Annotated in this window: 20 protein-coding genes; 8 read left to right on the top strand and 12 right to left on the bottom strand. The window is 54.1% G+C overall.

Annotation, left to right across the window (positions count from 1 at the left end):
• Window positions 1–247 precede the first annotated feature (247 nt).
• Complete coding sequence (locus SACSAC_RS11470; protein ID WP_037286427.1) at window positions 248–1,885, bottom strand: protein adenylyltransferase SelO; 1,638 nt, start codon at window positions 1,883–1,885, stop codon at window positions 248–250.
• Between the two features lie 103 nt (window positions 1,886–1,988).
• Here SACSAC_RS11470 and SACSAC_RS11465 point away from each other — a divergent pair, with 103 nt between their 5' ends.
• From SACSAC_RS11465 to SACSAC_RS11450, 4 genes are all read left to right on the top strand, one after another.
• Window positions 1,989–2,702, top strand: a complete 714-nt coding sequence (locus tag SACSAC_RS11465; RefSeq protein ID WP_037286424.1) for a response regulator transcription factor — start codon at window positions 1,989–1,991, stop codon at window positions 2,700–2,702.
• A complete protein-coding gene (locus tag SACSAC_RS11460) occupies window positions 2,702–3,682 on the top strand; it encodes a sensor histidine kinase (RefSeq protein WP_037286422.1) in 981 nt (326 codons plus the stop codon). Before SACSAC_RS11465 ends, SACSAC_RS11460 begins: the two co-directional genes overlap by 1 nt.
• 91 nt (window positions 3,683–3,773) lie before the next feature.
• A complete protein-coding gene (locus SACSAC_RS11455) occupies window positions 3,774–4,718 on the top strand; it encodes an ABC transporter ATP-binding protein (protein ID WP_037286419.1) in 945 nt (314 codons plus the stop codon).
• Window positions 4,690–5,382 carry an ABC transporter permease gene (locus tag SACSAC_RS11450; protein WP_037286416.1) on the top strand — a complete coding sequence of 231 codons (693 nt, stop codon included), beginning with the start codon at window positions 4,690–4,692 and terminating at the stop codon, window positions 5,380–5,382. The genes SACSAC_RS11455 and SACSAC_RS11450 overlap by 29 nt, the downstream gene beginning before the upstream one ends.
• A 37-nt stretch (window positions 5,383–5,419) precedes the next feature.
• Here SACSAC_RS11450 and SACSAC_RS11445 read toward each other — a convergent pair whose 3' ends face one another.
• The 7 genes from SACSAC_RS11445 to SACSAC_RS11415 form a co-directional block, all read right to left on the bottom strand.
• The gene (locus SACSAC_RS11445; RefSeq protein ID WP_051507049.1) at window positions 5,420–6,835 is read right to left on the bottom strand and encodes a M24 family metallopeptidase; all 1,416 of its coding nucleotides are present in this window, start codon (window positions 6,833–6,835) and stop codon (window positions 5,420–5,422) included.
• 147 nt (window positions 6,836–6,982) lie between these two features.
• Window positions 6,983–7,840 (bottom strand): SDR family NAD(P)-dependent oxidoreductase, encoded by an 858-nt coding sequence (locus SACSAC_RS11440; RefSeq protein ID WP_037286413.1) that lies wholly within the window; start codon window positions 7,838–7,840, stop codon window positions 6,983–6,985.
• 64 nt (window positions 7,841–7,904) lie between these two features.
• Window positions 7,905–8,495, bottom strand: coding sequence for a TetR/AcrR family transcriptional regulator (locus SACSAC_RS11435; RefSeq protein ID WP_037286410.1), 591 nt, complete (start codon window positions 8,493–8,495; stop codon window positions 7,905–7,907).
• Window positions 8,496–8,660: 165 nt separating this feature from the next.
• On the bottom strand, window positions 8,661–9,137 hold the full coding sequence (locus SACSAC_RS11430; RefSeq protein ID WP_037286407.1) for a VOC family protein: 477 nt from the start codon (window positions 9,135–9,137) through the stop codon (window positions 8,661–8,663).
• 42 nt (window positions 9,138–9,179) lie between these two features.
• The gene (locus tag SACSAC_RS11425) at window positions 9,180–9,548 is read right to left on the bottom strand and encodes a type II toxin-antitoxin system RelE family toxin (RefSeq protein ID WP_037286405.1); all 369 of its coding nucleotides are present in this window, start codon (window positions 9,546–9,548) and stop codon (window positions 9,180–9,182) included.
• A complete protein-coding gene (locus tag SACSAC_RS11420; RefSeq protein ID WP_037286402.1) occupies window positions 9,548–9,970 on the bottom strand; it encodes a hypothetical protein in 423 nt (140 codons plus the stop codon). The genes SACSAC_RS11425 and SACSAC_RS11420 overlap by 1 nt, the downstream gene beginning before the upstream one ends.
• A 96-nt stretch (window positions 9,971–10,066) precedes the next feature.
• Window positions 10,067–10,624: a GNAT family N-acetyltransferase gene (locus SACSAC_RS11415; protein WP_051507048.1), complete on the bottom strand. Its 558-nt coding sequence runs from the start codon at window positions 10,622–10,624 to the stop codon at window positions 10,067–10,069.
• 208 nt (window positions 10,625–10,832) lie between these two features.
• Here SACSAC_RS11415 and SACSAC_RS11410 point away from each other — a divergent pair, with 208 nt between their 5' ends.
• Complete coding sequence (locus SACSAC_RS11410; RefSeq protein ID WP_245608624.1) at window positions 10,833–11,282, top strand: hypothetical protein; 450 nt, start codon at window positions 10,833–10,835, stop codon at window positions 11,280–11,282.
• 379 nt (window positions 11,283–11,661) lie between these two features.
• Here SACSAC_RS11410 and SACSAC_RS11405 read toward each other — a convergent pair whose 3' ends face one another.
• Complete coding sequence (locus SACSAC_RS11405) at window positions 11,662–14,583, bottom strand: glycoside hydrolase family 3 C-terminal domain-containing protein (protein ID WP_037286399.1); 2,922 nt, start codon at window positions 14,581–14,583, stop codon at window positions 11,662–11,664.
• A 472-nt stretch (window positions 14,584–15,055) separates the two neighbouring features.
• Here SACSAC_RS11405 and SACSAC_RS11400 point away from each other — a divergent pair, with 472 nt between their 5' ends.
• Together SACSAC_RS11400 and SACSAC_RS11395 are read left to right on the top strand one after the other, a co-directional pair.
• Complete coding sequence (locus SACSAC_RS11400) at window positions 15,056–15,943, top strand: AraC family transcriptional regulator (RefSeq protein ID WP_037286397.1); 888 nt, start codon at window positions 15,056–15,058, stop codon at window positions 15,941–15,943.
• Between the two features lie 28 nt (window positions 15,944–15,971).
• On the top strand, window positions 15,972–16,724 hold the full coding sequence (locus SACSAC_RS11395) for a hypothetical protein (protein WP_037286393.1): 753 nt from the start codon (window positions 15,972–15,974) through the stop codon (window positions 16,722–16,724).
• A 38-nt stretch (window positions 16,725–16,762) separates the two neighbouring features.
• On the opposite strand, the gene SACSAC_RS11390 is transcribed toward SACSAC_RS11395, so the two are convergent.
• From SACSAC_RS11390 to SACSAC_RS11380, 3 genes are all read right to left on the bottom strand, one after another.
• On the bottom strand, window positions 16,763–17,986 hold the full coding sequence (locus SACSAC_RS11390) for an MFS transporter (protein WP_037286390.1): 1,224 nt from the start codon (window positions 17,984–17,986) through the stop codon (window positions 16,763–16,765).
• An 82-nt stretch (window positions 17,987–18,068) separates the two neighbouring features.
• Entirely contained in the window at window positions 18,069–18,644 is a 576-nt protein-coding gene (locus tag SACSAC_RS11385; RefSeq protein ID WP_037286388.1) for a TetR/AcrR family transcriptional regulator, read from the bottom strand.
• 121 nt (window positions 18,645–18,765) lie between these two features.
• Complete coding sequence (locus tag SACSAC_RS11380) at window positions 18,766–19,476, bottom strand: GntR family transcriptional regulator (RefSeq protein WP_037286385.1); 711 nt, start codon at window positions 19,474–19,476, stop codon at window positions 18,766–18,768.
• A gap of 207 nt (window positions 19,477–19,683) precedes the next feature.
• Here SACSAC_RS11380 and SACSAC_RS11375 point away from each other — a divergent pair, with 207 nt between their 5' ends.
• On the top strand, window positions 19,684–21,657 hold the full coding sequence (locus SACSAC_RS11375) for a beta-glucoside-specific PTS transporter subunit IIABC (RefSeq protein ID WP_037286382.1): 1,974 nt from the start codon (window positions 19,684–19,686) through the stop codon (window positions 21,655–21,657).
• The last annotated feature ends 41 nt before the right edge of the window (window positions 21,658–21,698 follow it).

Raw genomic sequence — 21,698 nt, 5'->3', positions numbered from 1 at the left:
GGTTTAAAGAGTAACTGATGAGGCACAGAGAAAGTGTTCAACAGGCTTGCGGCTCTTCGTGAATAGGAAAATCAAAACCGAAAACATTTGTTGCAGGCATCCATCATTTTCGCATAGTTCGGCCTCAAACCGTCCTCGCAACGCCAAAATGATGGACTCTCGCAACATTGCGGCGATATTCCGCCGTTAGTTCCGCCTAAACAAAACCCCGGCGCTCACGTTCCGTCGAGCGCCTGTTCAAATCCCCTCACGTCCCGCAGAACGTTCGGTACCCGTTATCCGCCTCCGGCGGAAGCTCCGCGTATTCCGCCTGATCCGCGGAATGCTCGTACGGCCGTGCCAGCACCGCCAGCAGGCGGTGCAGCGGGCCGTAATCGCCGCCCTGCGCGGCGGCCGCGAGCGCTTCTTCCACGCGATGGTTGCGCGGAACGACCGCGGGATTGTGCGCGCGCATGCGCTTGCGCACCTCGTCCGGCGTATCCGCCTGGCGTCCCAGGCGTTCCCGCCACCGCTCGCGCCAGACGCGGTACTCGCCGCTGGCGAGCAGCGCGTCCGCGCCGGGGAACGCCGTCGGTTGGAAACCGCCGTCCGTGCCGCCCATACCGGCAAAAGCCTCCTCCGCGTTACCCGCGTCGTCGTAAGTCTGCGCGACTAAGTCCGCGCCATCGCCTCCGCCTGCTTCCGTCGGCGCGTCGAACGTCAACCCCACGAACGTATTCGTATAGTCCGCCCGGAACGCCTTCATCAGATCCAGCAGATCGGCGATCAGCTTCTCGTCTTCTTCTTCGCGGTTGGACAACCCGAGCTTAGCCCGCATGCCGTCGAACCAGATATTCAGATACAAACGTTCGAACCCGGCGAGCGTCTGCTCCGCGATCTCCATCCCGCGATCCGCGTCCTCGTCGAGCAACGGAATCAGCGTCTCCGCCAGTCGCGACAAATTCCACAGCGTCATATACGGCTGGTTGCCGTACGCGTAACGTCCTCCGGTGTCGATCGAGCTGAACACAGTCGAAGGATCGTACGCGTCCATAAAGGCGCACGGCCCATAATCGATAGACTCGCCGCTGATCGTCATATTGTCCGTGTTCATCACGCCGTGGATGAATCCGACCAGCATCCAGTTCGCCACAAGCTTCGCTTGGCGTTCTACGACGCCGCGCAGGAAGCGGGCATAGCGGTTGCTTGCTTCTCCGGCAGCCGTTTCTTCGGCTTCGTCGATCTCCGGGTAATGCCGCGCGATCGCGTAATCCGCAAGCTCGCGCAGCGCGTCCGCGCCGCCCCATTGAAGCGCATACTGGAACGTGCCGACGCGCAGATGGCTGGCCGCGACGCGCGTCAATACGGCGCCCGGCAGCGGCGTCTCGCGCCGGATATGCTCTCCGGTCGTCGCGACGGCCAGACTGCGCGTTGTCGGAATACCCAGCGCATACATCGCTTCGCTGATGATATATTCCCGCAGCATCGGGCCGAGCGCGGCGCGGCCGTCTCCTCCGCGCGAGAACGGGGTGCGTCCCGAGCCTTTGAGCTGGATGTCGAAGCGCTCGCCGGAAGGCGCCAGATGCTCGCCGAGCAGTACCGCACGCCCGTCGCCGAGCCGATTGAAGCTGCCGAACTGGTGACCCGCATAAGCCTGCGCGATCGGCTTCGCGCCTTCCGGCAAGTCGTTTCCGGCAAACACGGCGGCCGCTTCGTTGCCGTGCAGCCATTCCGTATCCAGCCCCAATTCTTTCGCCAGCTCGTCGTTCAGAATGACCGCTTTCGGCTGAGCCACAGGGACGGGCGGAAGCGAACTGTAGAACACTTCGGGCAAACGGGCATAACTATGATCAAAATTCCATCCGGCGGACATGCCGGATGAACCTTTTCCAGACAATTCAGTCATGAGACAAGCCTCCTTGTTCAAAATGTTCCTCTCCCTTAGAGTAGAGGAGAACGCGTTCCATTTCCAGTTTGGAAACATTCGCTTCACTTTAGGAGGAGAACAGGTGGAAGGAAATCTTCTGATTATCGAGGACGATACAGGGATTAGCGACATGATCGCGGATTATATGAAGAAGGAAGGCTACCGTTCTGCCGTTGTGCATGAAGGCAGCAGCGCGTTGGAAGCCTTCCGAGCCGACCGTTACGATCTGGTGCTGCTCGACCTAATGCTGCCCGGACTCAGCGGCATGGACGTGCTCCAGCAGCTCCGGGGCGTCAGCCGCGTCCCGATCCTGATCGTGTCGGCCAAAGATAATGAAGTCGAGAAAGCGCTCGGACTGCGGTTCGGCGCCGATGATTATATTGCCAAGCCTTTTTCCCTCATCGAGTTGTCGGCCCGTATTCAAGCTTCGATCCGCAGAGCGACGCAGTATTCGATTCCGGAGGAGCAGGCTGTGATTCAACCGACCCAACCGGAACTGCTGACAGCGGGCGATCTCGTCGTAGACCCGGACAACTTCAGCGTGCGCAAGCGCGGCGAAGACATTCGTTTGACGGCAAAAGAATTCCAGATTCTCAAACTGATGCTCCAGCACCCTTCCCGCGTATACACGAAAGCCATGCTGTACGAGCAGGTCTGGAACGAAGAATATTACAACGACGATAACGCGATCAACGTACATATGCGCAGGCTGCGCGAGAAGATCGAGGACGATCCGTCGAACCCTCGCTATATCGTGACGCTGTGGGGAATCGGTTATCGGCTGGGTGAGCGGTAATGGATGAACGATGGTGGATCGGTCTGCTTCCTGCCGGGGTACTGCTTGCGCTCTATGTCGGGGAAAAACTGCGCGTGCGCAAACTGCGGCGAGATCTGGCTTATATGAATGAAAAGCTGCTATCGTTCACGGCTCCCGAGCATGTGCCGGGCCGCGAACGGTTGCTTGTGGTGACGGGAGAACCGGAACTGCGGGAGCTGCTGCAAAATATCAACGCACTGCTGGACCGGGCGGCGGAGTCGGCTTCCGATTACGCCCGCACCGAACAAGCCATGCGCCGGATGCTCTCTAATGTCTCCCATGATCTCAAAACCCCGCTGACCGTCGTAATGGGCTATGCCGAAGTGTTGGATCGCAGCCCGGAACTGACCGATGCGGAACGCCGCGACATGCTGGGCAAAGTGTACCGCAAAACGGTCGAGGTGCATGAGCGCATCAATGCCTTTTTCGATCTGTCCAAGCTGGAGTCCGACGATTACGATCTGCAGCTGTCCCCGATCGATGCCGCCGAAGCCTGCCGCCAACGCATCCTCGGGTATTTCGACCTGCTTGCGGATCGCGGCATTGAAGTAGCGCTGGATTTGCCCGAGCAGCCTGCTTGGATCTACGCCAACGCCGACGCGCTACACCGCATTTTGGATAATTTGCTCTCCAATGCGATTCGGTACGGCGCGGACGGCGGTTATCTGGGGCTTCGGCTGACTTCTTCGGAGAGCCGCGTCACCATCGAAGTCGTCGACCGGGGCAAAGGCATTCCGGCTTCCGAGCAGCTTCGCGTATTCGAACGCATGTACACGCTGGACGATTCCCGCAACCGCGGATTTCAAGGCAGCGGCCTGGGACTTGCGATCGCGAAAAGGCTGACGGAACGAATGGACGGCACGGTTGCCTTAACGAGCGAACCGGGCGTTCGGACTTGCTTTACGCTTGTTTTTGCGGCTTCGTCTTATACCCCGCCTACGCTCACGCGCTCAACGTAAGAAATAAGTAAGAATCGCGACAGGGAAAAGACAGCCTCGCCCGATAACATGAAGACATGAAGAAAATACGCGATAAGGAGTGAGCAAAACCATGACGCACACGATACGCACACGGATGCTCAGCAAAAGTTATCGGTCGGCGGATGTCGTATCCAATGTCGAGATGACGGTAAAGCGGGGCGAAATTTACGGGTTCCTGGGGCCGAACGGAGCGGGCAAGTCCACCGTGATGAAAATGCTGCTTGGACTGGTTCAACCGACAGGCGGCGAGATCGAATTGTTCGGCGAAAAGCTGATAATCGGACGCAACGAACACCTGAAACGAATCGGCCATCTGATCGAGACGCCTGTTTTTTACGACCGCATGACGGCTCGGGAAAATCTGGAACTGCACGCCGAGTATATGGGCTATCACAGCAAAGGAGCCATCGACGAAGCGCTGCGCATGGTGCACCTCGTAGGAACGGACCGCAAACCGGTCAAGCAATTCTCGCTCGGCATGAAGCAGCGTCTGGCGATTGCGCGCGCGATCTCCACAAGGCCGGAACTGCTGCTCCTCGACGAGCCGATCAACGGACTCGATCCGGAAGGCATTCAGTCGATGCGCTTGTTGTTCCGCAGGCTGCGCGACGAATGGGGCACCTCGATTCTGGTCTCCAGCCATTTGCTGTCGGAGATCGAACAGATCGCCGACACGATCGGCGTCATCAATGAAGGACGTCTGCTGCGCGAAGTGTCGCTGGACGACGTGCGGACATCGACGACCGCTTTCGTGGAGATTTCGACGCCGAACGCGGCATTGGCCGCTTACGTACTGACCGAAAAGCTCGGACTGGATCAATTCAAGCAGATCGATGACCATACGCTGCGCGTCTATGATACTCGGGTGCCGCAGGAGTCGTTGTCGAAAATGCTCATTTTGAACGACGTGTCGATCGAGTCGATCAACCGTCGGCATCATTCGCTGGAAGAATACTTTTTCGATATGATCAAAGGAGGCGACGACCATGCTGCACCTGGTCAAACTGGAGCTTAAAAAAGGCGGTCTGCGGGGATACATCCTCGGAGCGTTGATCGCTTACGCGGCGATCGCGGGTTTGCTGATGCTGATGTACTTCGTGAAAGACGAACCGACAGGATCCACGTTCAAAAATCAGGCGGATATGCTATCGGCCGTAAATACGCTCGTCGGCGCGACGTTCATCGTTTATGCGTCCGCCTTATTATCGAAGCTTGTGATCAGCGAGTTCAAAGACCGTACCATGACCCTGCTGTTCGCTTATCCGGTCAGCCGCAAACAGTTGATTTTCGCCAAGCTTTCGATCGTATTCGTATGGTGCTTCGTCGCGATCGTGCTCGGAAACGTTCTATTGGACGCTTTGATGCTGACCGTGAATCATTTCGTCGGCGATTTGGCTTCCGACCTCAGCGCAACGAATCTGGTGCATCAATTCGGTCATGTAATCCTCCAAACAATCGGCGCCGCAGGCATGAGTCTGCTGCCGCTCGTAATCGGGCTACCGCGCCGCTCGGTCGCCGCCACGATCGTATCGTCGATCTTTATTGTCGCGATCGTGTCGTCGAACAACGCCGGGTTCTCGCTCAGTTCGATCATCGCGATTCCGCTGGCGCTCGCCGCAATCGGCATCATCGGCGCATACCTCAGCTTCCGCAATATCGATCAGATCGACGTCGCCTGAATCGCAGCAGATGTGACAGCGCTCATGCAACAGTCGCTTACTCTTTTACGTTTAACGCAAATGCCTTGTTGAGAAGAAACGGACGGAAATACCCGTTCAGATTCGATAAGGGCAATACTTCGGGCTTCAACGCGATGCCCAGTACCTTTTCCATATACGCGCGGCGTTCTGCGATGCGTGCCCACACGTCCGGGTACGTATCAGCTAGTTCGCGGCGCAGCTTTTCGTCCGCAATCGCTACGCCGTCCTCCGCGCTGGCGCCGCCGTAACCCGGTACGGACGGAATGATGTCCATCTGAAGCAGCATGCCGCTCTGTACCGGAATATCCGACTGCGGGTAAAAAGGCGACGACAGCCATTCCTCGCCTGCCGTCAGATGGCCCGGATTCAAGTGCCAATGATAGCGGGACTTGGGCAGCACGGCTTCGATCACTTCGTACATCGCCCCTCCGGTGAGTCCAATCTCCAGACGTTCATACCAGGTTACGGCCGCACGGTAATATGGAATCGCGACCGCGTCCATATAATCGGCAACCTCCTGCGGCAGTTCGTCTGCCGAAGATACGACGTACCCGGAGCGGCTGGTCAAGCCTCCCCGATAACCGAGCGTCGCCGAAAATTTGTCTCCCGCTCGAACAGGCTTGTCACGCGGGGCCACGACAGCATTCGTAAATCGATCGCCCGTGGCGCAGATCGTCTGCACATTGTTCGGCTGGCCGTATACCGCTAATTCATGAGCCAGTTCCATTTCCGTCAGTCCCGGCTCCAGCTTGTCGAGCAGCCGCAGCACGCGGTCCGACGCTTGAGAAGCGCCAAATTCGTAATGCGCGATCTCATTGGCATTCATGCGTACGCGAGCGCCGTGATCCGGATCGATGAACAGACCTGTCGCGTTTAACACTCGTCCGTGCATGCCTGTAATATTTTTGACTGCATCCGCGATAAACGAAGGAACGGCGAACATCTGCGTATTATCGTCCACCGCGCTCGTGAACAGCTTCCAACCCACTAAACCAACCTGCATCCCCGGCTTCACTCCTGCATCGCCCATCAGTTCGATGAGCGTACGAGTGTTGGCCATCGGCTGATTCGGCAGCGAAAAATGCGGGGTATGCACGACTTCCGCAGGAATTCGGCTGTACGGAGCCATGCGCAGCGACTCGTTGCCCAGCATCAGCTTTGCTGTTCCGCTCGCATGCAAGGTCAGCACCGCTTCTTCGAATCTCGGCTCGTAGCCGGTCAGGTAGCCGAAATTCGTTCCGTGCTCGCGATCGGCATAAATCACGAGCAGTTCCAGACCCGCGGCTTGCATCCTTTGCAGAATCTTGGTTTTATGCAGCTCCAGCGTGTCGTCCGTCAGGTCAACCGGTGCTGGAGCCGGACGGGTCGTCGGTTTTGGGATTTGTGCATAGGTCACTGTCTTGAACAAGCGATGTTGAGTTTCTTTTTCCATACAGTCCTCGCCCTCCGTTATCGATCTATCTGTTGTCTGGTATGTTTTTCTAACTGCACGATGAATCGCCTAGATTTTATCATTACCGGACGGACGGGACAAACCCTCTTGTGCAGATGCAAAATCTCTCCTTTTCCTAGTTAAGCTTCATACCGCGCGTTCACTGCTCTTGGTCACTTCACCGGGTTCGACCCGCGCTTGCCTGGATACTTGGCATACCAGACGCATCAAGCTGCGATGAGCCGCGGGGAAAAGGGCAAAAAACACGTCCATCGTGCGTCGCAGCGGCATCGGGCACACGATCGGGCGGTTGCGTTCCAGATCCCGAAGAGCGAGCGCGGCAAATTGCTCGGGACTCATCTTTTTCTGCTTCGCCATCTGCGCTTGTACTTTGGCCGTATCCATGTTGATGCCCTGGCTTGCCGCGAAAATAGGCGTATCGACGAAAGAAGGGCAGAGCGCACTCACCTTAACGCCGAACGCTTCCGCCTCGTAATGCAGCGAAGTCGTCAGACCCAACACGGCGTGTTTGGTCGTGGCGTAAGCGGCAGCCGTTGGTGCCGGACCCAGTGCGGTAGCGGACGAAGTGTTGGCGATATGGCCGAAACCCTGCTTTTTCATAATCGGATAGGCAGCCTGCACGCCGTTGATCACCCCCCACACATTGACGTCCACGATTCGGCGCCAATGTGCTTCGGTCATATCGTACAGCTCGGCATACAACGAAATTCCCGCGTTATTGAACATATAGTCCAGTCGTCCGTATTCATGATACGCCTCGTACACGGCCGCTTCGACCTCCGCATAATCGGTCACGTCCAACTTTAGAAAACGCGCCGCCCCGCCTGCTTGGGCAATCTCTTCAACCGTCTGCCGACCGCGTACTTCGTCGATATCCGCAATCACGACATCAACGCCGCGCCCGGCAAGCTGCTTCGCAATCGCTTTTCCGATTCCGGAAGCCGCGCCTGTGACAATCGCGACTTTACGTCCTGCCTTTTCCATATCCGTTCGCCTCATCTCGATTAGAATAATTAGTACAATCGTTCTAATCTACATAAGGAAGTCGTCACCTTGGACGAATTCCTCCTACAAAAATATCGACGCCTTGACGGAACAATGCGCTTAGCGCTTCGGCCTCTATCGTGAAGATCAGCGGACATAACGAACCGATCCAGGTCCCGAACAGAAAAGCCGCGCCGGGCACATCTGCGATCTCGAATTCGCCATCTACAACGCCCTGACTCAGAATTCCGCCGTAAATGCCCATAGGCGTCTCCGCCAACCCCTGCAATTGCTGAAGCGTTTGCGGATCAGTGGCCGGATTGACTGCCAATTCCTGACCGACGTGCAGCAGCGGCGTCTTATAATTGTTCATGGCGAACTGGGCCACGGCGTGAAGCTGCTCGGTCGCGGTTGGATAGCTCGGCGCGATCGTTTCCCACTTCTCTCCCCAAGCCTTCATCGTATCCCGAGCCAACGCGACGAACAGCTTTTCTTTGTTCTCAAAATGGTAGTAGATATGCCCTTTGCTGAAGCCCGACTCTTTGGAAATATCGGCAATCGATGTTCCGCCGAAGCCTTTTCGGGCAAATAGCTGAGTCGCCTTGTCCGCGATAATCCGGCGCGTCTCTTCGCTGTCGTAATGGCGTTTGCTCATGAACTTCTCCTTTAGAACGATTGTACTAATTGCAGGATAAACGAAACAATCGCGAACAGCAAGTAAATCTTGGAAAAGAATCCGGGTTGCAGCACTTTAACTGTGTTCGAGCGCAAGTCTCAGATTCAATGCAGTCACGATAGAAGGAGGCTCCTCGTGATTCTTTTACCGACCTGCTGGCCCAGGCGTTCTGCCGCATGTTTCTTCCCACTCCGGCCACGGCATGATCGCAAGCTCCGGTCTCGGCGCATCCGGCAGCATCGACAGCAACTCAATCGAATGGCCGTCGGGGTCTTCAAAATAGAGCGAGACCGCCGGCATAAACGGGAATACGCTTAACGGCGCATCGCTTTCTCCGAAGAAATTCGTTGTGGAAATGCCCTGTCCATGCAGCATTCGCCGGGTCGACTCCAGATCATTCAATTCCACGCGAAAAGCAAAATGCTGGCGCTGCACAAGCGGCGACGGATAATTTTCCCGAATACCCAGCATCGCTTCGCCCGGACGTCCGATCCAGTAAAACTTCGACTTGCGCGCAGCATCCTCGTGCAGCGGGATCAAACCGGGCAACCGCTCGTAAAAAGCCGCCGACTTCTCGTAATTACTGACGTTGATATGGGTTTCGAACAGTCCTTTGATCATAATAGGTCCTTTCGTGTGCTGAAAATTCAAGGCAGATCGGCATTACTTCATTTCGCCTTTAAACTCTGTGATTCTTTTTGCCGCCATATTGTAGACCTGTTTCTTGTCTCTGGGTCCGATTGCGATAATCTCCATAACAATTACATCATCTTGCACAGGTCGATAGATAATTCGCAATCCAAGTTTCTTAGGCTTGATTTTGGTAAATCCGTATAACTCACCGTGTAAAGGCTCTCCGAGTCCATCGGGTCTAATAAGAGGCCCTTTCATTCCTCTTTTTACGATTAAAGCGATAATTTTTTCTTGTTCGCCGCGAGGATATTGGCTCAAGTCATCAAATGCCCCTGTACCGAATCTAACGATAACATTAAACTCGGCTAACATCTGGTTGATCATTTCGACAGGTGACATTATTCAAAATCCTCATCTTCGATAAGTTGTAAAATTCGCTTTGCATCAAGTCCATTCGCCTCAATAACTTGAGCTAGATCGATATCTGCTTTTTCATTTTTTCTCTCTAACGCCACTTGATACATAAGTTCATCACTGGCTTCTTCGACTTTTTCTCTGATCTCCAATAGCTCTTGAAAATAATCTAAGTCAGCAATAACAGCTTGCGCATTTTTATTTCTCGTGTTTTGTACAACAAAGATTTCTTCACTAGGTTCTTCTTCCGCATAAATGTCCAAGATTTCGGTCAACTTCTTGGTTCGTGTCACGTCTGTAACCGTCAAAACTTGATCTTGAAGAAAGGATAGAACTTGTGACGTCGCTGGCGTATATCTAAAATTCCGGACACTTTTTTCATACTTATCATTTTCTAAAGCGGGCACAATCGCACCTCCGTTTGTACGTTATATTTTGAAATATATTTATATTATAAGATCAACGACGTGAGTTAACAACACATTTAAAGCGTCACTTCATTTTCAGTTGTTAAAAATTTTATAAAAATATAACGTGCTATCAATCTCCGGATTAGCCGCCTGCTTAAGCGTATCTACTCCGCCGAGTACCATACCTTGCTTGAGATAGAACCGGCATGCCGCGAGGTTATCATCCTGCGCTTCGAGCGACAGGCCCAACAGTTCATGCTCGCGCGCCCAACGTTCCGCCTGCTCCATCAGCAGCGTGCTTACTCCGCGACCGCGATGCGAGCCGCGAACGGCGATATTTTCAATGTACGCATAACGCGTCCACTCCCGTACAAGACGGACCTGACCTACGCACTCTGCACCGTAAAAGGCAAGAAAAATAACTTTCTCGTCATTCCCGATATACGATTCCCAGTCCAGACGGTCGTCCGGAAAGCAAATATAGCTTACCTTGTCCAACATCTCCTCGATATGCGTCCAGACTCCATTCTGAAAACTCGGAACCAGTCGGCCGAAGATCGGAAACGTCTCGTTCATATCATTGACGTAAGGGATGTGCTCGATGTCGAAACGAACAATTCGGATGCCTTTTGCCTGATGAGTTTCTTCCATGCGATCTCCCCCTGTTTATGCGTTCTTTGTTCCATTATAGGGCAAAAAGGGATAAGGTGCCGACGGCACGTGAAATCTGCTAAATATTTAACTCAAATTTAATTTAAATAGAATTGTTTATTTTAAAATCGTGATATAAGATGGCGAAAGCTAGCGAGCATTTCGAGGCGCAAAGCATGCAGGATACCTATAGAAAAGAGGGACTTTGATGAAAAAGATTCAAAAAGCACTCGCGGCTTCCGCATTCGCAGCCGTAGCGGCTGTTGCCGTCGCGGCACCGGCTTCGGCAAGTTCGATCGGCGATTTGTCGCAGATCGATATTCGTTCAATGGATCTGGAGACGGCAATGATGGCCGTGCAACAGAACCGCGCGAACCTGCTGGAACAACAACTGAAAACGCAAATTCAAGAAGTCCAAGATCGTAACGCGCAGCTCGCAATCCTGAACTCGCAACTGGCCGAAGCTCAAGCCAACGGCGACGCCGCAACCGCAGAAGCGCGCAAAGCGCAGATCGACGCAGCGAGCAACAGTCAGCAAATGGACATGCTTCGCCTGCAATCGTTGAGCAACAAACGCAACGAAGCGTTCGACGTCATGACGAACTTCATCAAGAAGATGCAGGATTCGAGATCTTCGATTATCGGGAATATGAGATAGGAGGGCGCTGCGGGGGTAGGTATAGGACTAAAAGTCAAAACCTTATTCATCTAAAACTACCACCAAGCGAAGCCTTCTTTAAATGAGCGAAGTGCCGGACCTTTAGGTTCGTGCTTCGCTTTTTGTCATGCTTTGGCGTAGTCGCACTTGCATATAACTGCAATATGCAAAAAACCGGGTTCCCTATACCAAAGGGAACCCGGCTTACTGCCTAAAGAAAGTCTTGGTTGTAGACGAAGCGAAAAGGCGGAGGGAGAAATTCAGTGAGAGACGCCTTTGAACGCGGAAAACCGAAGGTTTTCTGCGTGAGACAGCGTCTCGAACGAATTTCTCCCTCCGCCGGCTTCAAGCTTCACCTCACGTACAGGACTTTCCCGCTTTATGCGAAACGGATCGAACTTACGGATACTTTGCCGTTCAGAATGACGTATACGTTCTGGCGGCCGCTTACGCCGTTCAAGGAGATTTGCACATCTGCCCATTGCTGAGCGCCGCCTTTTTCTACCGAGGCATGGCCGACCAATTGGCCGTCTGCGCTGCCGAGACGAACGTCGACGGTGCCGCCTGTCGTGCTGGCAACGCGGATCGTCACGGATTGTGCGCCTGCGCCGAACTCCGCATCCTGGAATCCAATCCAGCCGGAGTCGCCCGCGACTTCGATGGCGCTGCCGCCTTCGTAGCATTCGCCGAGGAATACGCCTTCGTAAGCGTCGTAGTTGACGGCTTTCGTCGATTGCGTCAGATCGCGCGGCGGGATGGTCTCGCCGGAGACTTGCAGTTCAGTGCTGAGCGGCAGTTTGTCCGACGACGAACCGACGGACAGCGTGTACTTGGCGTTTTCGATCACGAAGCGCTCTTGGGTTACGTCCCATACGGCCAACTCCGACAGCGGAACGCTGAAGGAGACTTCTTGCGACTGTCCGGCGGCAAGCTTGATACGACGGAAAGCCAGAAGTTGCTTGAGCGGACGCTTCACGCGGGATTGTTCCACGCGACCGTAGAGCTGCACGACTTCTTCGCCGTCCGCGTCGCCCGTGTTCGTCACGGTAACGGTCAGGTCGATCTTCGCGCCTTCCGCAGCCGTTACGCTTGGGACAGCCAGCTTCAAAGCATCGTAGCCGAATGTGGTGTATGACAGGCCGTAACCGAATGGATACAGCGGTTCGCCGTCGAAGTAACGGTAAGTGCGGTTTCCTTGGATGATATCGTAATCCATGAACTCCGGCAGTTGATCGACGGATTTGTACCAGGTCATGCTGACGCGTCCGGCCGGGTTTTCTTCGCCGAACAAAACGTCTGCAACGGCACGGCCCACCTCTTGGCCGGCATGCGTCGAATAGAGCACGGACGGTACGTTGTCGTTGACCCAGTTCAGCGCATACGGATAGCTGCCGATGACCACGACAACCGTATTCGGGTTAACCGCCAGCACTTCCTTAATCAGCTGCTCTTGCGATTCCGGCAGCGTGATGTCCGGACGGTCGACGGTTTCTTTGCCGTTAATCAGCGGGTGGTTGCCGACGAATACGACCGCGACTTCCGCGTTACGGGCTGCTTCGCGAGCCGCTTCGTATTTGTCGGTTACCTTTTCCACTTCGAATACGTCTGCTTGAAGAGCTTCAGCCGCCGAGTTGTCGAGCGCCGATGTGCCGCCTGCGTCGATCTCGTTCGATGTTTCTTCCGCGCGGCCATCACCGGACAGCAGCTCTCCGTTTTCCCCAACCGTGACCGGCGTGTCTTTCCACGTCGAGAAAGTGACCGAATTGTTTTCTCCCGAAGCGTCGCCGTTCTCCGGACGGGCCAAGAAGACTTCTTTCGTGAACCATTCCCAGATGCGATTAGCCGATGCCTTAACGATCCGGTCGTCCGTTGTCAGATAGAGACCGTTTTCTTCGGCAATCAGCGTCGCGTTGTCCCAACCCCAATCGGTCAGTTCGAATACGGAAGCCTGTTCGGCCGAATCGGCGGATGCCGCCAAAGGCGATTCTTCTTTTTGCTGGAGCGCTACGTATTTGCCGTTCTTTTTCGACTTGAGTTTGATACGATCCGTGCCGCCCGCAAATGTCGCTTGGCCGCCTTTGCCCGCACTCTCCAGCTTTTCCTGAATACCCGCCAGCGGCGTGATCGCGTATGGAAGCTCGCCGCTGTACCAGTCGCGATACACGGTTCCGCCCAGCGGTCCGATTACGGCGATTTTACTCAGCTTGTCCGCTTGCAGCGGCAGCAGTTTTTTATCGTTTTTGAGCAGCACGACGGCTTTCCGCGCAGCTTCGCGGGCCAGCTCGGCGTGTTCTTTTTTCATAATGACGGATTCGTCGATCGCCGCGTACGGGTTGCCTTCTTCGGGATCGAACTCGCCCAAACGGAAACGCACGCGGAACGTGTTGCGCAGTGCTACATCAAGGTCGGCTTCCGTGATCTGTCCGTCTTGCAGCGCTTCGCGCAGCGAAGATTTCATCAGTTCGCCGTCGTCGGTGAGGCTGTCGATACCGCCTTCTTTGACGGAACGGGCGACCGCTTCGGTATGGGACTCCAGGTAGCCGTGATCGCGCACGGTGCCGGATACGTCGAACGCGTCGCTAACGACAAAACCGTCCATGCCCCATTCTTCTTTGACGATGCCGTTTACGTCCGGGTTCAGGTTGGCCGGTACGCCGTTGACCGCGTTGTACGACGTCATCATCGACTGAGCGCCGCCTTCTTTGAACGGTATTTCGAACGCTTTGAGGTAGTATTCGCGCATATTGCGCGGATCGATGCTGACCGAAGCGTCGCCGCGGCCTACTTCGTTATTGTTGCCGATAAAATGCTTCAAGGTGGCAACCGCTTTCAGATACGTCGGATGATCGCCTTGGATGCCTTTTACCAGTGCGGAGGAGAGTTTACCGGCCAGAATCGGGTCTTCGCCGTAAGCTTCTTCCGTACGTCCCCAACGCGGATCGCGCTCCATGTCGACGGTCGGCGCCCACAGCGTCAAGCCGTTGATTTCGGGATTGCGTTTGTAAAAGCCGCGGGCTTCGTCGCCGATCGCGCTGCCGATGCGCTCCAGCAGCTCTTCGTCCCAAATGTTCGACAAGCCGATCGGCTGCGGATAGCCCGTTGCTTCGCCCAGCCAAGCCATGCCGTGAGCGGCTTCGGTGCCGTGCTTGTAAGGTTTAACGCCCAGACGCTCGACGGCGGTCTGGTATTGGATCATCAGATCGACTTTCTCCTCCAGCGTGAAGCGGGAGACAAGATCGGTTACGCGCTCCTCGAGCGGAAGCGATGTATTTTGAAACGGATAGTTGGTTTCGACAGACATGGAGATCCTCCTTAGAATACGCTTTCTTCTCTCTATTTTAAAATAGATGCGCTCCGGCAAACTACCCGGATAATTGGTTGCGTTTTCATGTGAGATTCTATGATTCATGTGATCTTCGACCCCTCCGGGCAAGAAGATCACATACATCCGCGCTAAGCGACTCTTGAAACGCATCTGAGTCTTGAAATGCACCTAGTAGCTTGACCAAGTTAAATGTAAGGTTACGCCCGGCTGAAACGCACCTAAAGCGTGTGCGTTTCAGCCGAACGTAAACCTATGATTAAGGTTGGTCAAGCTACTAAGTGTAAGGTTACGCCCGGCTGAAACGCACCTAAAGCGTGTGCGTTTCAGCCGAACGTAAACCTATGATTAAGGTTGGTCAAGCTACTAAGTCTTGAAACGAACTCTACTCTTAAAAAAGTCGACTCTGTTATGATGATATCGATATATCGTCACCGAAAGGAGCACCCCCATGGCCAAACCTTTACACGAAACCATCTCTTTCCCCGACCTCTCCTTCCCCTGCATCCTCTACACCCACACGCTCGACAAAAGCATTCCCGAAGGCCGCGGCTTCAACGATCTGCATTGGCACGAAGAGCTGCAAATCACTTGGGTCACGAGCGGCAGCCTAGTCATCCAGGTGAACGGGATCGACCACAAGTTAGAACAGGGTCAAGCGATTCTAATCAACCGGGGCATGCTGCATATCGCGACGCAATTGACGCGCGGCGGCGAATATCTCAGCTTCAATTTCCCGGAAAAGCTGCTCGCGTTCCATTCGGACAGCACGATGGAAGCCAACTATGTTCTCCCTTATACGCGTTCCTCCCTTGTTGCCTTTTTCATCAAAGGAGAAGCCGAATGGGAGAAACGCGTACTGGACATGCTGCAAGACATGAGAAAGATTTTCGATTCGGCCAAAAGCTGGGGCTGGGAATACGAAGTGTCGATCAAAACGGCGCAGCTATGGTTCCTGTTAATCTCCAACCTCACGCTCTCGCCCGAAGAAACGCCCAAGCACGAAAAGCGGCAGCAAGAGCGGTTGCAGCTCATGCTTAGCTTTATCCATCAGCACTACGCCAGTCCGATCACGTTGCAGGAAATCGCCGACGCCGCGCATTTGAGCATCTCGGAATGCACCCGCAGTTTCAAAAAAACGATCCGCACGACGCCTTACGACTACCTCATCAAGTACCGCATCAAAAAAGGCATCGAACTGCTGACGTCGACGGATCGAACCATCACGGAAATCGCGGGCAAGACGGGATTCAACCATGTGAACCATTTCGTGCAGTCTTTTAAAAAGATTCAAGGGCGCACGCCGAAGGAATATCGGAGGTTCAGGCACGGGGAGTGACAATCAGGATTAAAGGAGGACATGAAATATGAGAAAAATAGTCGTATTTTGGGGACTGGTTATAAGTTTATTTTCTTTGGCTTCGCTTGCTTCTGCCAATACCGATATTCCGAACGAAGTTAAAACACAGGTTGAGGATGATTTTAAAACTTACATGATTTCATTGGATAATGACAAAGAACATTTTGGATTATCTGAAGACGATGAAGTCACGAATGCCGTTCTTGGAGAGGGTTATCCTTATTACGTAGTTTCAAAAGATTTTCTTAACAATTTAAATTCAGACATGTTTTCTTTTTCAGGATATATTTTCCCTATTGAAGTAGGCTCTAAATCTGCTGGAATCGTTTTTGCAGAACAACAAGAAGGTAGTTGGAAAGTATCCACTATTAAAAGTGATCTCACATTCGCACAAGAAATTAAAAGCAATAGTAATTTATTTAACGCTAAGGCTTCTAAACATTCAGATTTCTTGGTATATGATGAATCATTTAGAATGGTTGCAGTGACGGACGGGATCGATCGCTTCATACCTATTAAAAACAATTCGACATTAAGTATGAGAAGAAATAGCGAACTTTCTGTAAAAAATATCGGAGAACAAATCAAACTAGAATACCAGAATAACAATGATAACTCTTCCAAATCCGGCTCAGGCGATTTTTCTGCACAAATAGTAGAATCCAAATTTTCCTCATTGTCTTGGTTATTGGTAGCTAGCTTGATCTTCATATCGGGTCTTATCGTAATGAAGACTCGAGGATCAAAAAAATATAAATAACCATTTGAAATTTTTAATGACTTTTAAATGCAAGCAACTTATGGATTGCTGCCTTCCGTGGCGAAATAAGCCAGCGCCAGCAACGGAAGCGCAGCGCCGATCATCATCGCCACCTGCCAGCCGCCCGAAGCGAACGCCCAGCCTCCGACCGCCGAACCGGCCGCGCCGCCCACGAAGAAGATCGCCATGAACAGACCGTTCAGGCGGCTGCGCGCTTCAACGCCGAGCGAGAAGATCGCCCGCTGGCTCAGCACCAGATTGGCGGAGACGCCAAGATCGAGCAGCACGGCGGCGGTAACCAGCAGGCCGACGGTGAAGATCGAGCGGTGGTGGACGAACATCGGCAGGAACGCGGAAGCCGCAACCAGAGCCAGAGCCAATCCCGTCGCGACGTAACTCCATCCCCGGTCAGCCAGACGTCCGGCAACCGGAGCCGCCGCCGCACCCGCTACGCCGACGAGCGCGAAGATCGCAATGCCCGTTTGCGAGAAGCCGAAAGCGGGACTTGCAAGCAGCAGAGGAGCCGTCGTCCAGAACAAGCTGAATGACGCGAACAACAGGGCATGATACACGGCGCGGCGGCGCAGGATCGGAGTCGAAGTCAGCAGACGGCGCATCGACCCAAGCAGCTGCGGATACGTCATGCCGGACTGCGGATGCCGCTTCGGTAGGGCACGCAGCAGGACGAGGGCCAACAGCAAGATCAGACCCGCCGACACGAAGAAAATAGAGCGCCAGCCGAACCAACCGGCGAGCAGACTGGACAATGGACGCGCCAGCATGATGCCGAGCAGCAGACCACTCATAACGTTACCGACAACCCGACCTCGCGACTCTTCCGAAGCCAAATGCGACGCGTAAGGAACAAGAATCTGCGCAGCAACGGAGCCAAGCCCGATCAGCAGCGCGGCCAACAGGAACAGCGGGGCGCTTCCGGCGACGGCCGATAATGCCAGCGCCGCGACGGTGAAGAGCAGCAGTACCGACACCAGCTTCCGGTTTTCCAAAATGTCGCCGAGCGGCACGAGCAGCAGCAACCCGGCCGCGTAGCCGATCTGCGTCAGCGTCACGATCAGGCCGGCCGAACCTGCGGACAGGCCGATCGCTTGGCGGATAGGCTCCACCAACGGCTGGGCGTAATACAGGTTAGCGACGATGATCCCGCAAGCCGCAGCCAAGAACAGCAATAACCAGCCGGGGATTTCTTTTTCGTTTCGAGATCCCGGATTCGAGCTTACTTTCACGTTCGTTGTGCTTGTCATTTTCACTCACTCTCCTTCATATTTCGGAACGATCGTTCCGTAATGATTAAAAAAATAGGCTTCGTGCTCCTATTTTCTTTTTTTACAGCATGCCCAAGACCATCTCGATCATGCTTTCCGCCCGTTCCCGGCTGTTGTTCAGCTTGGCCGCAACGTTGATCCCGTGATTGATCGTGAGCAGCATGTACGCCAAATCTTCGACATTGCGATCCGCCGCGATTTCGCCCGATTCCTGTCCGCGTCTCAGCAGTTCCAGAAAAGCCACCCGGAGTTCGTCGAAATGCGCCCGCATCAGAACATTGATCTCGTCTCCCGGCGAATCGACGTTCACGATCGTGTTCGTCACCAGACAGCCCATCGGCGTGTCTTCGCGGAACGATCCGTCGATATGACGCTCGAAATACTGCCGGATGCCTTCCTTGGCCGACTCCGCTTCCAGCAGGAATTTCCGCTTCTCCTGACTGGTTCGCCTGTACAGCTGCGCCGCTTCCAGATACAAGGAATGCTTGTCCGTGAACGTCTCGTACATGCTGGATCGGCTGATGCCCATCGTCTCCAGCAGATCGGCCATGCTTGTGCCGTCGTACCCTTTTTCCCAGAACAGCAGCATCGCCTTATGGAGCACCTGCGCCCGGTCGAATTCTTTGGTCCTCGCCATCGTCATGTCTCCTTTCTTTTTCGTTCGTGAACCCATCATACTCTTTTCGGAATGATTGTTCCAGTATTATTTTTAAAAAAGACTACCCTTTTGCAAAGGCAGCCTTCTGATTCTTGCTTATTCAATACCCCTGATCCCCCGCCTGAATAAAAAACTGCGACTGAATATAGTTGTACGTTACTCTCGAGAAGTCGAACGGCTGCCCGTTGGTCAGATAGAAGATGCTCTCCATGACGAACTTGGGATCATTTTTTTTCAACCCTAAATATCCGGCTTCTTCCGCGTTCAGCTTGTCGACGTGCATGTATTGATCCGAGAACCCGACCTTGAGACCCAATCCTTCCTTCACGTACTGGAACACGGAATCTTCGGCGATCTCGCGGTTCAGATAGGTCACGATCGATTTGCTGAAATACGACTCTTCCAAGCACAGCGTCTGCTCGAAGATGTAACGAACGCGCTTCACGTAATAGACGTCGTCTTCGGTCGTGAGATTGAGGTTGGATGCCGCTTCCCCCGTCGGCTTGCGGATATCCAGCTCCAACACCTTCGAACTGACTTTGAAGTCTTCCAGGTCTTTTTTGAAACCTTGGTTGGACGTCAGACTGATATAGCCCTTGCGCTTGTGCCGTCTGACAAAAATCCCGCTGCCCCGAACTTGGAAAATGACGCCTTTGCGTTCCAGCAGCTCCAAAGCTTTGGTGAGCGTACTTTTGCTGGCCTCGAAACGCGCGATCCATTCTTCAAGCACCGGGAGCTTGTGTCCCTGCTGCAATTCCCGTTCTTCGATGTACTGTTCGATTTCGTCCGCGATCTGCTGGTATTTGAGCATGGGTTTATCGTCCTTTTCGTTGGGGCGCTCCCCGATTTTACCGAAATTATAGCACACTCTTTTTCCGAAAACGGTACAGAAAAATAATTTGACTCTTTTTATTTAATTGTCTATTCAATTTTATTTTGTTTGGTTATTATTAAATTATACCGGTACAATTATTAAAATCTGTATATCGATCGTTTCTGATCGACGGGAGGGATTTCTTTGGCAGCTAGCGTAAGAGATTATCCGAAATTGGCAAAAGACATACTGGACGCCGTCGGCGGGAGCGACAATATTGTAAGCGCTACACGATGTGCGACAAGGCTCCGATTGGTGCTCAAGGAATCAGGGGCCGAAGCGAAACAGAAAGTAACAGCCATGCCCGGCGTCATTACGGTCGTGGAAAACGGCGGACAATTCCAGGTCGTCATCGGCCAGCATGTCGGCGAAGTGTACGAGGCGTTCGCGGGGCTTGCGAACCTCGATGCGAATACGGAAGACGACGCGCCGAAAGGCACGATCCTGAACCGCATCATTGCGACCATGTCGGCCGTGTTCGCTCCATTCGTATACATACTGGCGGCCGCAGGTATCCTGCAAGGCCTGCTGATCGTCGCCAACCTGATCTATCCGGCATTCGGACAGACCGGCACCTACGAAGTATTCAGCTTCATCTCTTGGGCGCCGTTCACGTTCCTGCCGATCTTTATCGCCATCACGGCGTCGAAGCACTTCAAGACCAATACCTTCATCGCCGTCGCCAGCTGCGCCGCGCTCGTCAGTCCGGATTGGGCGGGCATCGCGACGCGCATCGCGGACGGCGAGAATTTCCGCTTTATCGGGATCGCGCTGACCGAGACGACTTACACCTCGTCCGTGCTGCCGCCGCTGTTCCTGGTCTGGATCTTGTCTTACTTGGAAAAGTTCCTGAACAAAATCATGCACGAAGTCATCCGTCCGCTGTTCGTGCCGTTCCTGTGCCTCGTCATCATGGTGCCGCTGACCATCGCACTGATCGGTCCGTTGTCCACATGGGGCGCCAACGGAATCGCGAACGGCTACAACTTCCTGGCTGAAAACGTGCCTGCGCTTGCCGGAGCGATCGTCGGCGGCTTCTGGCAGGTCATCGTCATCTTCGGCGTTCATTGGGGCGTCACGCCGATGGTACTCGCCAACTTCGAGCAGTACGGACGCGATTCGTTCCAGGCGTATCAAACGATCGCTATCGTGGCTCAGATCGGTGCCGTGCTCGGCGTTATTATCAAGACCCGTTCGCAGGAGACGCGTAAAGTCGGCGTATCCGCTGGCATTACCGGCATCTTCGGCATTACCGAGCCTGCGATCTACGGGATCACGCTCAAGTTCAAGAAACCGATGATCTACGGCTGTCTATCCGGTGCGATCGGCTCGATCGTCGCCAGCTTTTTCACTCCGTATTACTTCGCGTATGCCGGACTGCCGGGTCCATTGACCATCGTCAACGGCATTAACGAAGCTTATCCGACGTCGGTCTGGGGTATCCTGATCGGCTGTGCCATCTCGCTGGTGCTTCCGGTTCTCATGATTATGTTCTTCGGCTACGGCGAAGACGCGACAGAAAAAGCGGCTGCGTTCGCGGGCGGAGACGCCGAGACGGGACAAGCAGCCGCACGCGGCGGGGTAACCGCAGCTACGGCTCCGCAAATCGTGGATATGCAGGGTTCGCCTGACATATCAGCAACTCAAGGAACGCTGCCGCTCGAAGATGAAGCGGTGCTGTCTCCACTGAAAGGCCGCGTGCTTCCGCTGTCCGAAGTGCCGGACGAAGCGTTCAGCACGGGAGCGATGGGCCCCGGTATCGCAATTGAACCGGAAGAAGGCAAATTGTATGCGCCGTTCGACGGTATCGTCGCTACGACGACGCCGAGCCGACACGCGATCGGGCTGCGCTCCGACGGCGGCGTCGAGCTGTTCGTGCATGTCGGGATGGACACCGTGAAGCTCAAAGGCCAACCGTTCACGCTGCATGCCGAAGAAGGCCAATCTTTCAAAAAAGGCGATCTCCTGCTGGAGTTCGACCGGGAAGCCATCCAAAAAGCCGGCATGCCGACGATTACTCCGGTCTTGGTTACCAATGCTTTCGACTATAAAGACGTCGTTATCGAAAACTTGACCTCAAGCACGCTGAGCACCAAGCTGCTGACGGTCGTTAAATAAGGAGGATTTTCATCTATGACTGCTACTGAACGCAACGCGAA

This window comes from Saccharibacillus sacchari DSM 19268 (assembly GCF_000585395.1).
Taxonomy (GTDB): domain Bacteria; phylum Bacillota; class Bacilli; order Paenibacillales; family Paenibacillaceae; genus Saccharibacillus; species Saccharibacillus sacchari.
This window is presented reverse-complemented; position numbering and strand designations above follow the sequence as displayed.